This window comes from Paraburkholderia sp. EG286A (assembly GCF_040965375.1).
GTDB lineage: Bacteria > Pseudomonadota > Gammaproteobacteria > Burkholderiales > Burkholderiaceae > Paraburkholderia.
This window is the reverse complement of the sequence record NZ_JBFRCB010000018.1, coordinates 24,733-38,958: the sequence shown is the minus strand read 5'-3', so window position 1 is coordinate 38,958 and position 14,226 is coordinate 24,733. Positions and strand designations below refer to the sequence as shown.

Below are 14,226 nucleotides of genomic sequence, written 5' to 3'. Positions count from 1 at the left end.
CTCAGGATGCCTGGTAGCGCCTCACCATCGATTGACTTTCCATAACAGATACTGCTCTTCTCAGACGGCTTCACCGCCGTTACTCAGGAGAGCGATCATGATCAGGAAAGTCGTGTCTGAAGTCGTCGCGTGCAAACGTGCACGGTACGGCGCACTCGAACCCGTCGTTGGGGCTTTCGAGGACTACCTGGTCCGACGCGGATATGCGGGCATTACTGTAGGGAACTACCTGCAATGCGCGTCGCACTTCGGGCGGTGGCTGACTTCGCAGCGCATCCCGCTTGATCACATCGATGAGGCGGCACTACATCGCTTTCTTACGGTGCACCTTCCGGTCTGCCACTGCTGCAAGCCAAGTCCACGCACCTTCGCTAACCTTCGCCGCGCGCTCCGTAATCTGCTTCGCATGTTGCGTGCGGAGGGCATCATTCCGCCGAGGTCAGTGCCGGCTTCCAGGTTCGTACACGATGAGCTTCAGCACTTTGACGCGTATCTCAAGGATGTTCAGGGTCTGGCATCGGCAACGCGCCTTTACCGTCTGCGCTACGTGCGTGAATTCCTCCTTGCCCGGTTTGGGTGGGAGCCGTGCGCTTGAACGCATTAAGCCCGATGACATCTACCGATTCGTGACTGATCGCGCCGAAGGCTGTCAACCCCGGACTGCGGGAATCATTGGCGACTGTTTGCGAAGTTATTTGCGTTTCCGTCGAATACAGGGAGATCCTACCGAACCCCTTATTTCTGCAGTCCCCAGAGTTGCTTACTGGCGCCTCGCGGCGTTGCCGGATTCTCTTACCGATTCAGAACTTGCGGCGTTGGTGAAATCGTTCGATCGTACGCGTCCGACCGGCCGGCGCGATTACGCGATCGTCCGCTGTCTCGTGGACCTGGGTCTGCGAGCAAGCGAAGTAGCGTCTATCCAGCTCGATGACCTGGACTGGGGAGAAGGCACGCTCCGGATTGCGAAAGCGAAAACAAAGCGCACAACTCTTCTGCCGTTGCCTGTGGAGACGGGGCGAGCGATCTCCGACTACCTCCGCTTCGGGCGCCCCAGCACGGCTAGCCGCGCACTGTTTGTACGCCACCGCGCTCCGCGCGATGAACCGGTAGGGCCGAGCCTCGTGCGCAACGCCGTACGCTGCGCCTACGCCCGGTGCGGCCAGGCTGAGCGGTGGACTGGAACCCACGTGCTCCGCCATTCTGTCGCTTCGAGGTTACTCAGGGAAGGGGCGAGTCTCAAGGACATCGCCGATCTACTGCGCCACCGCAGCGTCAACACGACGACGATCTATCTCAAAGTCGATCTGCCCCGGCTCAACGCCGTTGCATTGCCCTGGCCTGGGAGACGAACATGAAGGCCGCCCCAACGATGGTGTCTCTGGTCGAGTGCTATCTTGAACGCCGGCGGCGACTTGGCTTTGCTCTTCAAAGTGAGGAACAGCGTCTGATGTGCTTTGCACGCTTCGCTGATCAAATTGGCCACAGCGGTCCGATCACGGTGGAACTGGCTTTGCGTTGGGCCTGTTCGTCCAGCCGCTCCACAGCCGCCACCAGGGCAGGTCGGTTGAAGATCTTGAGCCCATTTGCCAAGTACCGCCTGCAGTTCGATCCCGCCACCGAAATTGCATCTTCCGGACTCTGTGGACCAGGATACCGACGGTTGACACCGCATATTTATTCGGAAGAGGAAATCGAGACGTTATTGGATACTGCTCGACAACTTCCGCCCACGGGTGGCCTGCGTCCAGTTACCTGTGAAACCGTCTTCGGTCTGCTCGCGGCCACGGGTTTGCGCATCTCGGAGGCGTTGGCACTTCGGCGCGAGGACGTCAACCTCGAACGCAGCCTCCTCACGATTCGTCAGAGCAAGTTTCGTAAAGCCCGCCAGGTTCCTCTACATCCGACCACCACCGAAGCCCTCCGCGCCTATGCCTGTATTCGGGATAAAAGGCTGCCCGCGTCGACGACCGAAGCGTTCTTCGTGTCCGACTGCGGAAGGCCAGTGAACTATCGGCAGATCGCATATGCCTTCGCCCGTCTTCGAGTCCAGCTCGGATGGCAAGCCCGGGGAGGTCACCCGCACCCGCGCATCCACGACTTGAGGCACAGCTTTATCTGCCGACGTCTTATCGGCTGGTATCAGGAGGGGATCGATGTCGGTAATGCGATGCTGGTGCTCTCCACCTACGTCGGACATACCCAGGTCACCGACACGTTCTGGTATGTAACGGCAATACCTGAGCTGATGACCATCGCAGGCGATCGCTTCGAGCACTTCGCTCAAGGAGGCAATCATGCTTGACCCGAACCCATCACCGACGTTTCCGCAATTGCTGCAGCAGTTCTTTATGGAGCGCCTGATACAACAGCGTAATGCGAGCCCGCGAACGGTAGCGGCTTACCGAGACACCATGAGGCTGCTGCTCCAATTTACAGAACAGCGATTGCATCGGAGACCTGAACGCCTGGAACTCAGCGACATCGATGCACCCCTGGTTCTTCAGTTCCTCGACCACCTCGAAGCGGCCCGCCACAATAGCATCCGTAGTCGCAACCTTCGGCTTGCCGCCATTCGCTCGTTTCTGCGCTATGCTGCGTCCCGAGTACCAGAGTCGCTGGGCACAATTCAGCAGGTGCTCGCGATCCCGATGAAACGTTATGAGCGCCCGCTGGTCCGCTTCCTCTCCCGAGAAGAAATATGCGCCTTGCTCGATGCACCTAACCCCAACACATGGTGCGGCCAGCGCGATCGCGTGATGTTGGCGACCCTCTATAACACCGGCGCTCGGGTATCCGAACTCATCGGCATACGCGTCGCCGACGTCGAGCTGGATCGAAGCCCTTCTGTACGTCTTCACGGCAAGGGCCGCAAAGAACGTGCGGTCCCGCTCTGGCGCAGCACCGCAAACCAGATCCGGCTCTGGCTTCGGCAGATTGACGCTTCACCCGGACAGTGGCTCTTTCCAAATCGCTCAGGCGGACCGATGACGCGAACCGGAATAACCGGATCGTCTTAACCTCGCCTACGAGGCTGCGGCAACTCATTGCGTGGGACTCAAGGGCCGACGCATCTCACCGCACCTGGTTCGGCACGCGACTGCCATGCACCTGCTTCAGGCTGGCGTTGACCTTACGGTCATTGCGCTGTGGCTCGGTCACGAGAACCCAGCGACCACGCACATGTACATCGAGGCGGACCTGGCAATGAAGGAAAGAGCCCTCAGTACGCTTCAATTACCTCACAGCAGGCAACACCGATACAGGCCCACTGACCGCGTACTGCAGTTTCTCGAGGGCTTGTGATTATGCACGGCCAAGAACGATTCGCTAACTGAACCCTGCATTGCTCAAGAACTCAAATACGCGCGCGGCACGGTCCATAATTCGATTTATATCGGAACCCACGCCGTGCGCTCCGCTCCACTCAACGGCAAAGCATGCATAATCCCGGGGCGTCCATAATAGGTTCTATAGAAATGTTTCTATAGAACGTTTAACTGGTACTGGCTTGTCGATGGCTTGATGGCCGCGGGCTTTGTCGTCCATTTGGCAAATACCGCCGCCATCAAGCAGTACGAGGGCCTGAAGTACGCAGGCGATGAACGAGATGCTGTGTTTCTCGCCCATATCTTCCGCCTTGGGCTGCTGCCAGAAGGCTACACCTATCCGCCGGAGGAGCGAGGCCTGCGTGATCTCGCTCGCAAGCGCATGCAACTCGTACAGCAGAGCACGCTGAACACCCTCAGTATCGAGAACATCCTGGCCCGGCAGCTGAATCTGCGCCTCAACGCAGAGCAGGTCCGCCATCTCGATAGCGCGGCCGTAACTTCACTAGGTTTGCCGCCCCATATCGAGACTGCCCTGGCGGCAAACCTCGCTGTCGTGCACACTCTGCAAGCACAGATCAGGGTAATCGAGTCGAAACTTCATCGCGAAGTAAAACTGCGTCCCGAGTTCGCGATCCTCAAAACTGCGCCTGGTATCGGAGTCACACTCGCGACCACGATCATGCTGGAGACCGGCACCATAACCCGCTTTCGCACTGTCGGCCAGTTCAGCTCGTACTGTCGGTGCGTAGAAAGCAGGCGCGTCTCGAACGGCAGGAAGAAAGGCGAAGGCAATGCCAAAAACGGCAACAAGTACCTCTCCTGGGCCTTCATTGAAGCTGCCGCTGTTGCCATGCGCAGCTGTCCGCAGGCGAGACGCTTTTATGAGCGCAAGAAAGCCCGGCGCATGCCCGTGGTCGCTATGAAGGCTCTCGCGCACAAGCTCGCCCGTGCCGCGTTCTACATGTTGCGAGATGGCAAACCATTCGAGGTGACCAAATACTTTGGTTAGATCCGGCGGGGCCGTGAGCCCGGTAAAAGTGTTGGCGTGAACCCAGTCTAGTGATTGGGCCACGCGCTCCCGCCGCCCCCAATCAGCGACCGCTGGGATGCCCAGACCATGAGCCGATATGAGCCTGGCACTGCTAACGCAGCAAGCCGATCATTGGTGAATACTCCCGTGGACACCGGTCTGGTACCGATGGTTTTCTGGGGCTCTTCATGAGCCACGGGCGAATACCAGAACACCGGCCTTTGCCTTGATGCCGATGGATGACTGGTGCAGACCAGTTCTGCAACCCAAGCGAACGAAAAACCGGACGCATGCTCATGCGCGTCGACGTGGTAGGGGCTGAGACTGTTTCAGCTAAGCAGGGTAAAGCCTGAGAGAAGAGTATTTATCTCTTGATCCACGCCTTTCAATGGATGACACTTTTAATGGCGCGACGGTGTCAGAATTATTGCGTTCTACGCTTGTCGACAGCCCGGTAGAGATAGCGCCACTCACCCCTGATTCGAATGTAGGTCTCGTCCATCCTCCAGCTCCTGCCCACTGTCCGTTTGCACTGTCGAAACGCCTTCTCCAGGACCGGCAACAGTTTGAGTGCCCAACGATGAACCGTCGAATGATCGACCGCAACCCCGCGCTCGGCCATCATCCGTTCGAGATGACGCAGGCTCAGCGCATAGGCCACGTACCATCGAACGCACAGCAACATTACGTCTAGCGGGTAATGCAACCGTTTGAGTACTTTTGCCACGGCCGGACTCAGCTTCTCGGTCATCGATCAAGTCACGCATTAAGGCCCGTCAGCATAGCAGACCGCCTTATTGCGACAGATCCGGTTCAAGCGCCTTCTCGATGCTCTCGATGACGTCGTAGCGGCTGTACTCACGAGCGAGCACAAGGTGGTAGCCGAGCACGGCGCGCGTGCAGACGTCGATGATGACAAGCAGCCAGACCCGCTCGATTTCGAACTCGTGCTTCAAGCCCAGCGGATCGGACACGACTACCTTGAGCCGGATGTCGAGCTTGTGACCATCGAGTTCGACGACCTGATAGGGGCGGCTTGCCGGTGGCGCGCCTGCCTGATCCTCGGGGCGAGGCAAGCCTTTGAGGTGCGAGGCGCCAGCCGCGCGTGCAGCAGTACCGAAGCTGCGTAGCCAGCTCCGCCTTCACGCACGCTGAGAGGGAGCGAATCGCCTGGCGTGCCGTATTGAACGGATAGTCCACCGCAGTCAAGCCCACTTGGCGGCACTGCTGCAGGAATTATGCTTGTAGGCCGCACGTGACAGCGCCGATCTCTCCGCGTCGTGCTACGCATTCGAAGCGCTCAATGCGTCCAGCGCGTCGAGTATCGCCTCGGGCGTCGCCGGCGCACGCAATGACGGAGCATGTTGCGAGCCCGGCACCGCGGCCGCGATCGCGTCGCGAATCGCGAGAAACACCGAGAGCGACAGCAGGAACGGCGGCTCGCCTACAGCCTTCGAGCGGAACACGGTCGGCTCCGCGTTGCTGTTGTCGTAGAGCCGCACGTGGAACGCAGCGGGCGTGTCGCTGAGCGCGGGAATCTTGTATGTCGACGGCGCGTGCGTCATCAGGCGGCCGTCGCGGTTCCACCAGAGTTCCTCGGTGGTGAGCCAGCCCATGCCCTGAATGAAGCCGCCTTCGATCTGGCCGAGATCGATCGCCGGATTGATCGATCGGCCCGCGTCGTGCAGCACGTCCGCGCGTACGAGCCTCGACTCGCCGGTCAGCGTATCGACGACCACCTCCGACACCGCCCCGCCATACGCGAAGTAATATAACGGACGACCGGTCAGCGTCTCCGCATCACAATGCACTTTCGGCGTCGCGTAGAAGCCGTCCGACCACAATTGCACGCGCGCCAGATACGCGGCGTTGATCAGCTGTTCGAACGTCAGCGCGTTGCCGTTCACCGAGACGCTGCCGCGCGCGAACTGCACGTCGTTGGCGTCGCCGCCGAGCTGACGCGCCGCGAGTTCAGCCAGGCGCGCGCGGATCGTCTGCGCGGCGGCTTCGGCGGCCATGCCGTTCAGGTCGCTGCCTGTCGAGGCCGAGGTAGCGGAGGTGTTGGCGATTTTTGAGGTATCGGTTGCGGTCACCCGTATGCGCGATAACGGCAAGCCGAACTGATTCGCGACCACCTGCGCGACTTTCGTGTTGAGCCCTTGGCCCATCTCGATGCCGCCATGATTGACGAGCACGGAACCGTCTTTGTATACGTGCACGAGCGCGCCGGCTTGATTCAGGAACGCCACGTTGAACGAGATGCCGAACTTGACCGGCGAAAACGCGAGGCCGCGTTTGAGCACGGGACTCTTTGCGTTGAATTCGGCGACCGCCGCGCGACGCGCGCGGTAGTCGCTCGAATCGAGCAGCGCGTCGGTCAGTGGCGCGAGGATGTTATCTTCGACGCGCTGTCCGTACGGCGTCGTATCGCGTTCGCCTATGCCGTAGTAATTCGCGAGCCGCACGTCGAGCGGATCGAGCCGCAACTCGCGCGCGATGCCGTCGAGCAACACCTCCATCATGAGCGCGGCCTGCGGTACGCCGAAGCCCCGAAACGCGGTGTTCGACTGCGTATTGGTTTTGCAGCACAGCGCGACGATATCGACGTCGGACAGGTAGTACGCGTTGTCGAAGTGCCACACCGCGCGCGTTGCGACCGCGCCGGACAGATCGGTGGAATAGCCGGCGCGCAATGCGATTTCGACGCGCACGCCGAGCAGTCGGCCCCGATCGTCGAAGCCCGCTTCGTATTCGTACACGGCGTCGTGGCGCTTGCCGGTGATCAGAAAGTCGTCGTCGCGATCGGCGCGCAGCTTGACCGGCCGATGCAGGCGTTGCGCCGCAAGCGCAGCCACGCACGCGAACAGCGCCGACTGCGATTCCTTGCCGCCGAAGCCGCCGCCCATGCGCCGGCATTCGCACACGACGTTATGTGCGGGCCAGCCGAGCATATCCGCGACGACCTGCTGGTTTTCGCTCGGATGCTGCGTCGAGCTGTAGACAAGCATGCCGTCCATCTCCTGCGGCACCGCATAGGCGATCTGGCCTTCGAGATAGAAATGCTCCTGGCCGCCGACCTCGAACCTACCGGCGAGCCGATGCGGTGCGGCGGCGATCTTCGCGTTGGGGTCACCACGCCGCAGATGCAGCGGCGGCTGCACGAACTGATTCGCGGCTTTAGCATCGGCTGCGGTGAGGATCGCGTCGAGCGGCTCATATTGGATCACGTCGTCGCTTTTCGCCAGCGTGGCGGCGCGGCGGGCAAGTTCGTGGCTCTCTGCAATCACCGCGAAGACCGGCTGACCCAGGTACAGCACTTCGCCGTCAGCGAGGATCGGGTCGTCGTGCACTAATTGGCCGCTATTGTTTTCGCCGGGGATATCGTCGGCGCACAGCACCGCTATGACGCCGGGCGCGTTTCGGACCGCGTCGAGGTCTAACTTCACGATGCGCGCATGCGCATGGCGCGACAGGCCAAGGGCCGCGTGCAGCGTGCCGTGCAGCTCGGCGATGTCGTCGGTGTAGGTCGCTTCGCCGCTTACGTGCAGCGCGGCGGATTCGTGTGGCAACGGCACACCGATTGACGCGCCGCTCTCGCCATCGTTAGGCGTCGCATGGCGTTGATCGGCACGCTCGGCCGCGCGTTCGACAAAGGCATCCGTCCGGTTCATCACGGCGACTGTTTCGCGGCTGCGTTCGCCGCGAACGCGATTGTGTTGACGTCGCAGAGACGCGAGCGGCGCGTCGGCGCGCGTTTCGAGACGGAAGCGCCACAGCAGATTGCGCGCGACCTTCAGCCGATACGCACGCGACGCGCGCATGTCGGTGAGCGGCTGGTAATCGGCGGCGAGCGCGTCCATCGCGAGACGGACGGTCTCGTCGTTCCACGCGGCGCCGTTGAGCAAGGCTTCAGTGTGGGTGGCGCGCTTCGGTGTCGCCGCCATGCCGCCGAACGCGACGCGCGCCGTGCGGATCGTGCCGTCTTCCGCGACGTGCAGCGCGAACGCCGCGCACACCGCCGAGATGTCCTGGTCGTAACGTTTCGCGACCTTGTAGGTGCGAAACCGTAGCGCGCCGCCCGGGCGCGGCACGCGCAGCGCGCTGACGAATTCGCCGGGCGCGAGCGCGGTCTTCTGATAGCCGAGGTAGAACGCGTCGAGCGGCAGCGTGCGGGTCCTGCGATCGCGGCGCAGCTCGACGTCGGCGCCCAGCGCGAGCAGTGCCGGCATCGAATCGCCGATCGGCGAGCCGTTCGCGACGTTGCCCCCGAGCGTGCCCGCATTGCGGATCGGCAGCGATGCGAAGCGCGTCCAAAGTTCGGCGAGCTCAGGGTAGTCGGCGGTGAGCGCCGCGTACGCGTCTTCGAGCGTGACCGCCGCGCCGATGGTCAGCGTATGCGCGTCGCGCGCGATCGCTTTCAACTCGGCGACGTTGCCGATGTACAGCAGGTCGCCGAGATCGCGCAACTGCTTGGTGACCCATAAGCCGACGTCGGTGCTGCCCGCGATGATGCGCGCGTCCGGATGCTGCATGCGCAGCGTCGCGAACGCCTCGAGCGTGCGCGGGGCGTGGAAGGTCGGCGAGCCGAATGTGGGGCCGCGGGTGTCGGGCGCGCTGTATTCGAACGTGTCCTTGCGTTGCAGTGTGCGCAGCGTGGCCGCGATCGCATCGCGATCGAGCGCGACGCGCGGATGCTGCACATAGTCGAACATCCTCTGTGCAGCATCGATGATCGGCCGGTAGCCTGTGCAGCGGCACAGATTGCCGGATAACGAGGCGTCGATTTCGTCGCGGGTCGGCAGGCCGGCACTGGCGGGCTGGTTCTCGTACAGCGCCCACATCGACATCACAAAGCCGGGCGTGCAGAAGCCGCATTGTGAACCGTGACAATCGACCAGCGCCTGCTGCACCGGATGCAGCGCGCCGGTCGCGGCGCGCAGGTCTTCGACTGTGAAGAGGGCGCGGCCGTCGAGCGTGGGCAGGAACTGGATGCAGGCGTTGACCGCCTTCAGCGTGAGTTCGCCACGCGCGTCGAGTTCACCGATCACGACCGTGCACGCGCCGCAACCGCCTTCCGCGCAGCCCTCCTTGGTGCCGGTGCAGTGTAAGTCCTCGCGCAGGTGCGTCAGCACGGTGCGCGTCGCCGGAACGCCCGCGACCTCGCGGACGGCCCCTTGGTGATAGAAGCGGATGGTTTGCGTTGTCATGGCGAATCGGAAGACAGTGCGGATCGGGCGGGCGTTACGCATGGGGCCGCAAAAGCGGACTTCGGGACAATCGTATTCATGCAATTCGGCTCATCAATTCGGATTCAATGGTCATAGCCGTGCAAAATGAGGCATGCAGATTCCCAAACGCGAGCTGGCAAAGAAGATAGTTGGCCCCGCCTCTTCCAACTGATCGAGCAGAGTCTGTCTCACAAGAGCTGCTGTTCCTACTACGCACAATTCACTCTCTACTGCGGCGTCTAAGGTTGTGGTTTGGTGGAAGGGAATTGCATTGAGGTCGTACGAGTATTTGAAGTTTTTAAGCCATCGCTCTCGAAAGCAGGTGCCGCGACCGAATATGCATGGTTTGCAGATTGGTGGATCACAATCATGCGAAACAAGCGACCCGAAAAATGATGATTGGCCGTCTGCGCCCGTGTTGTGCCCGTCCTCGGTACGTATGCGTCAGTAAACTTCCGAACGGCGCCGGTCCTACGCATGCGATATTTGCGCCCTTTGCAGCGGCCCGGCGCGCAGACTCTGGTCAATTGGTGGCGATCCACGTCAGCGGGCGGAAGATATGCCGTTGGCTCTGTGCCAGATAGCGCGCATCACCTCTGCGGCAACCGACAAGCGTGGCCGTAGGCGAGGTTGCGCGGGGGATTGGTGAGTCGAACCATGAATTTTCCTCGTGGAGGCTAGCGTGATCGAGATGCCGCAAGTGTCGTGCCAAACCAAAAAAGTCATGCAGGACAACGCGATCACTTGGCAATACCTTGGCTTCTTCCCGACATTGTCGAAAATCTGACAAGTGAGGTAGTCGATCGGAACGCGTGGACGCCAACGGGTTGACCAGCGACCTGATTCAGATGGTATCGCTGCGTGAATGGCACAGGTGACAGGTAGCCAAGTCGATCCTGCCTGCGTTGCCTGTTAAAGAGGATCTCAATGTATTCGGTGATGGCTCGCCGTGCCTCTTCGCGTGTGGCGAAGCGTCGATGATAGACCAGCTCACTTTTGAATGTACCCCAGAACGACTCAATCGGTGCGTTGTCGAAGCAGTTGAACTGCCCCGGGTTTTCCCTCGGAATTACCCGCAAATTGTTCGTAATTCTGCGATGGGATGGTCTGTAAACGAAGACAGCGGATGTTAACTTTGGAGCCGTTCATGATCCGTGATGCCGGGCGTTGTCGCACACCCCTGATCTCGATGACTGGGCAAGTGAAGAGTTTGGTGCTGCCGAACTTGGCGACGCTCGCCTGACCAGACGGCTCGTGATGCTGCCGCGTAGGCTTTCGACGAGTCCGCATTGCTCTTTTCCGCAATCGTTCAATGCTTCTGAACTGAAGGCGGCTTATCGGTTTTTCGATAACCCACAGGTGGATGTTGATGGCGTGCTGAGCGCGCACATCGGCCAAACGCTTTGTCGCATGCAGCAGGTGCCGATCGTACTTGCGGTTCAGGACACCACTGAGTTCAATTTGTCTCATTTGCGGGCAACCGAAGGTCTGGGATATGGCTCCGATCCACACGTTCGTGGTTATACAGGCTGCTTGCGCTCACGCCTGAGGGACTGCCACTCGGCGTGATCGGCCTGAAGACGTGGATACGTAGGCCGGAGGAGTTGGGTAAGAAACATCTGCGCGGACAACGAAGCGTACAAGAGAAAGAGAGCGCGAAATGGCTCGAAGGTATCGAGCAGCTGGGCATACTCAAGATACACTGTCCGCATACGCAAGTCATCGGCGTGAGCGATCGCGAAGGCGATGTCTACGATGGGCTCTGTCAGGTTGACGCAGGAGCGGGGGTAGAATGAAGCGATGAAGAAAAGAAAGTCGCTTTATCACGGTCACCGCTTCCCTGTCATCGTCATCAGCTGCGCAGCAAAGGCCACCATCATGCCGTCGCTCTCGATCGGAATGGAAAGCGCCTGTACAACAAAGCGCTGCCCAACGATGAGGCCAAACTGCGCGCGCTCATCTCCGAACTCAAGGCGCACGGCCAACTTCTGTTCGTCGTCGATCAGCCCGCCACCGTCAGCGCGCTGGCCGTGATGAAGGTGTCCTGGTCGCCTATCTGCCGGGTCTGGCCATGCGCCGCATCGCCGATCTGCATGCCGGTGAAGCCAAGACCGACGCCCGCGATGCCGCCATCATTGCAGAAGCCGCCCGCTCGATGCCGCATACACTGCGCTCGCTTCGATTGGCTGATGAGCAACTCGCTGAACTCACCATGCTGTGCGGCTTCGATGACGATCTCGCCGCGCAAATCACGCAGACCAGCAACCGTATTCGCGGCCTGCTCACCCAGATTCATCCCGCTCTGGAGCGGGTTCTGGGACCGCGCCTCGACCATCCGGCCGTGCTTGACCTGCTCGAGCGATATCCGTCGCCCGCCGAACTTGCGGCCGCCAGCGAGAAGACTCTTGCTAACCGCCTCACCAAACTCGCACCCCGCATGGGCAAAAGCCTCGCGGCCGAAATCGTTCAGGCGAAGCTGTGGTCGTGCCCGGCACGCAGGCCGCGACCATCGTCATGCCACGTTTGGCCCAGCAGCTCGCCGCCTTGCGTAAGCAACGCGACGAAGTTGCCAGCGAAATGGAATGCTTGGTGCATGCACACCCTCTTTGGCCGGTCCTGACCAGTATGCCGGGAGTCGGCGTCAGGACCGCCGCCAGACTCCTCACCGAAGTCGCTCACAAAGCCTTCGCCTCAGCCGCGCATCTTGCCGCCTACGCCGGCCTTGCGCCGGTGACACGACGCTCTGGTTCCTCCGTGGCGAACACCCGTCCAGACGAGGCAACAAGGTGCTCAAGAGAGCGCTCTTCCTCTCTGCCTTTGCCGCCTTACGGGACCCGGTCTCCAAGGACTATTACGCTCGCAAGGTCCAGCAGGGCAAGCGCCACAATCAGGCGCTCATTGCTCTCGCCAGACGTCGCTGCGACGTGCTGTTCGCCATGCTGCGTGATGCCACCTTCTATCAACCGAAATCCGCCCCTAATGCTTGACGAATCACATAGGGGCACGTTACCTGCCGCAGTTGTCGCGGCGGTTCGAGCGACTGCAACGGCTCGGAAGTGTGAGTTCGCTGATGCAGGAAGCTGACGTCGGGGTGCTCAGCGGCAACTGTCAGCAATTGGCCACATTGCTGACGTACAACCGAGTGGCCCGCAATGTCCGCTACGGCCGAATGGACTAAACCGCTCGCGCGGTAAGGGGCTCCGTCCCGCCTCTGGCGGCGATTGAGAGGTCAGTGGCACGGGTGCTTATGTTGGTGACTGAGGCAACCGACCTTTGCGATCGCGTAACTTTCATGCGATTGGGCCGCGCGCTCCCGCCGTCCGCGATCAGCGACCGTTGGGATGCCCAGACCATGAACCGAAATGAGCCTGGCACTGCTAACGCAGCAAGCCGATCATTGGTGAATACTCCCGTGGACACCGGTCTGGTACCGATGGTTTTCTGGGAGCCCTTCATGAGCCACGGGCGAACGCCAGAACACCGGCCTTCGCCTTGATCCCGATGGATGAGTGGTGGAGACTAGTTCTGCAACCAAGCGACCGAAAAACCGGATGCATGCTCATGCGCGTCGACGTCGTGGGGGGGCTGAAACTGTTTCAGCTAAGCAGGGTAGCAAAACCTGAGAGAGGAGTATTTATCTCTTGATCCACGCCTTTCAATGGATGACACTTTTTATGACGCAACGGTGTCAGAGTTATTGCGGTCTACGTCAGCGGTTTAGTACATGAGGCACTCTCTTCCCTTCCTGATTACGTGGGGTGACATGATTGGGCGATCAGCGACCGTTCGAAGATTGCAGTTTGCAGTTCGCAAAGCGGACGTACTCGTCCCGACACCCGACATAGTTTCGTGACGCTACAGACTATTCAGGAAGCTCAGGAGCTCGCCGGTCGGCCAGTAGCGTCCTAGTTTGCAGCGTGGCGGAGATGCCTTCTGAAGGGCTTGCTACCTCATCGCAAGCATCGCTTCGAGATATTCGGCCACATCGTCTCGATACCCACATGGTGTCCAACGATCCCCACTTTGAGGCGAAGGCCGCCGATGTGATCGGGCTGTACCTCAATCCGCCGTTGCATGCGGTGGTGTTCTGCGTGGACGAGAAGACAGCCATCCAGGCGCTGGATCGCAAGGACCGGATGTTGCCGCTCTCGCCCGGGCGCGCCGAGAGCCATGGCTTCGAATACAAACGTAACGGCACGCTGAGCCTGTTCGCCGCATTGAATGTCGCCACCGGTGAAGTGCTGGGCAAAACCGCGCCACGCCATACCAGCGCCCAGTTTGTTGCGTTCCTTACCGAGGTGATGTCGGCACAGCCGCGCGGAAAAGAGATTCATGTAATTTGCGACAACGTGAGCAGCCACAAAACCGACGCCGTTCAAACATTTCTGGCTGACCATCCGAAGGTCTCGATACATTACACCCCCACGTATTCGTCATGGCTGAATCAGGTCGAGAACTGGTTTGCCCGGATCCAGCGCGACGTCATTGCGCGTGGCGTATTCACCAGCACCAAAGATCTCGACAAAAAGCTCATGCGTTACATCCGTCAATACAACAAACAGGCACTTCCATTGAAATGGAAGTACTCCGATCCATCGCGGCGAATCCGGTGCAATTCATCCGGTTCAATGGACTAGCA

7 protein-coding genes and 7 pseudogenes are annotated in these 14,226 nt (G+C 60.5%); 9 read left to right on the top strand and 5 right to left on the bottom strand.

Annotated elements, in window-relative coordinates; translation table 11 throughout:
- The first annotated feature begins 97 nt into the window (after positions 1-97).
- The 6 genes and pseudogenes from AB4Y35_RS40945 to AB4Y35_RS40920 all read left to right on the top strand — a co-directional run.
- Positions 98-595 (top strand): site-specific integrase, encoded by a 498-nt coding sequence (locus AB4Y35_RS40945; RefSeq protein ID WP_368692209.1) that lies wholly within the window; start codon positions 98-100, stop codon positions 593-595.
- A complete protein-coding gene (locus AB4Y35_RS40940; RefSeq protein WP_368692204.1) occupies positions 501-1,355 on the top strand; it encodes a site-specific integrase in 855 nt (284 codons plus the stop codon). The genes AB4Y35_RS40945 and AB4Y35_RS40940 overlap by 95 nt, the downstream gene beginning before the upstream one ends.
- The gene (locus tag AB4Y35_RS40935) at positions 1,352-2,302 is read left to right on the top strand and encodes a tyrosine-type recombinase/integrase (RefSeq protein WP_368692195.1); all 951 of its coding nucleotides are present in this window, start codon (positions 1,352-1,354) and stop codon (positions 2,300-2,302) included. The genes AB4Y35_RS40940 and AB4Y35_RS40935 overlap by 4 nt, the downstream gene beginning before the upstream one ends.
- Positions 2,295-3,017 carry a tyrosine-type recombinase/integrase gene (locus AB4Y35_RS40930; protein ID WP_368692196.1) on the top strand — a complete coding sequence of 241 codons (723 nt, stop codon included), beginning with the start codon at positions 2,295-2,297 and terminating at the stop codon, positions 3,015-3,017. The genes AB4Y35_RS40935 and AB4Y35_RS40930 overlap by 8 nt, the downstream gene beginning before the upstream one ends.
- Positions 3,018-3,102: 85 nt before the next feature.
- A complete protein-coding gene (locus AB4Y35_RS40925; protein WP_368697357.1) occupies positions 3,103-3,303 on the top strand; it encodes an integrase in 201 nt (66 codons plus the stop codon).
- 207 nt (positions 3,304-3,510) lie between these two features.
- Positions 3,511-4,338 (top strand): annotated as a pseudogene (locus AB4Y35_RS40920) (IS110 family transposase); the annotation flags it as partial.
- 460 nt (positions 4,339-4,798) lie between these two features.
- On the opposite strand, the pseudogene AB4Y35_RS40915 reads toward AB4Y35_RS40920, so the two are convergent.
- From AB4Y35_RS40915 to AB4Y35_RS40895, 5 genes and pseudogenes are all read right to left on the bottom strand, one after another.
- Positions 4,799-5,110: pseudogene (locus AB4Y35_RS40915) on the bottom strand (IS6 family transposase); the annotation flags it as partial.
- A 58-nt stretch (positions 5,111-5,168) separates the two neighbouring features.
- Positions 5,169-5,610: pseudogene (locus AB4Y35_RS40910) on the bottom strand (integrase); the annotation flags it as partial.
- Positions 5,611-5,642: 32 nt separating this feature from the next.
- Positions 5,643-8,030, bottom strand: coding sequence for a xanthine dehydrogenase molybdopterin binding subunit (gene xdhB / locus AB4Y35_RS40905; RefSeq protein WP_368692205.1), 2,388 nt, complete (start codon positions 8,028-8,030; stop codon positions 5,643-5,645).
- A gap of 93 nt (positions 8,031-8,123) precedes the next feature.
- Positions 8,124-9,566, bottom strand: a pseudogene (gene xdhA, locus AB4Y35_RS40900) (xanthine dehydrogenase small subunit); the annotation flags it as partial.
- 854 nt (positions 9,567-10,420) lie between these two features.
- Positions 10,421-10,630 (bottom strand): annotated as a pseudogene (locus AB4Y35_RS40895) (IS3 family transposase); the annotation flags it as partial.
- A gap of 124 nt (positions 10,631-10,754) precedes the next feature.
- Here AB4Y35_RS40895 and AB4Y35_RS40890 point away from each other — a divergent pair.
- The 3 genes and pseudogenes from AB4Y35_RS40890 to AB4Y35_RS40880 form a co-directional block, all read left to right on the top strand.
- Entirely contained in the window at positions 10,755-11,156 is a 402-nt protein-coding gene (locus tag AB4Y35_RS40890) for a transposase DNA-binding-containing protein (protein WP_368692198.1), read from the top strand.
- A 287-nt stretch (positions 11,157-11,443) separates the two neighbouring features.
- Positions 11,444-12,574 (top strand): annotated as a pseudogene (locus AB4Y35_RS40885) (IS110 family transposase).
- Between the two features lie 984 nt (positions 12,575-13,558).
- Positions 13,559-14,224: pseudogene (locus AB4Y35_RS40880) on the top strand (IS630 family transposase); the annotation flags it as partial.
- Positions 14,225-14,226: the final 2 nt, after the last annotated feature.

Bases quoted from the DNA above. Each gene is read 5' to 3' on its own strand.
- AB4Y35_RS40945 (WP_368692209.1), top strand. From the start codon at position 98: ATGATCAGGAAAGTCGTGTCTGAAGTCGTCGCGTGCAAACGTGCACGG.
- AB4Y35_RS40940 (WP_368692204.1), top strand. From the start codon at position 501: ATGTTCAGGGTCTGGCATCGGCAACGCGCCTTTACCGTCTGCGCTACG.
- AB4Y35_RS40935 (WP_368692195.1), top strand. From the start codon at position 1,352: ATGAAGGCCGCCCCAACGATGGTGTCTCTGGTCGAGTGCTATCTTGAA.
- AB4Y35_RS40930 (WP_368692196.1), top strand. From the start codon at position 2,295: ATGCTTGACCCGAACCCATCACCGACGTTTCCGCAATTGCTGCAGCAG.
- AB4Y35_RS40925 (WP_368697357.1), top strand. From the start codon at position 3,103: ATGCACCTGCTTCAGGCTGGCGTTGACCTTACGGTCATTGCGCTGTGG.
- xdhB (WP_368692205.1), bottom strand. From the start codon at position 8,030: ATGAACCGGACGGATGCCTTTGTCGAACGCGCGGCCGAGCGTGCCGAT.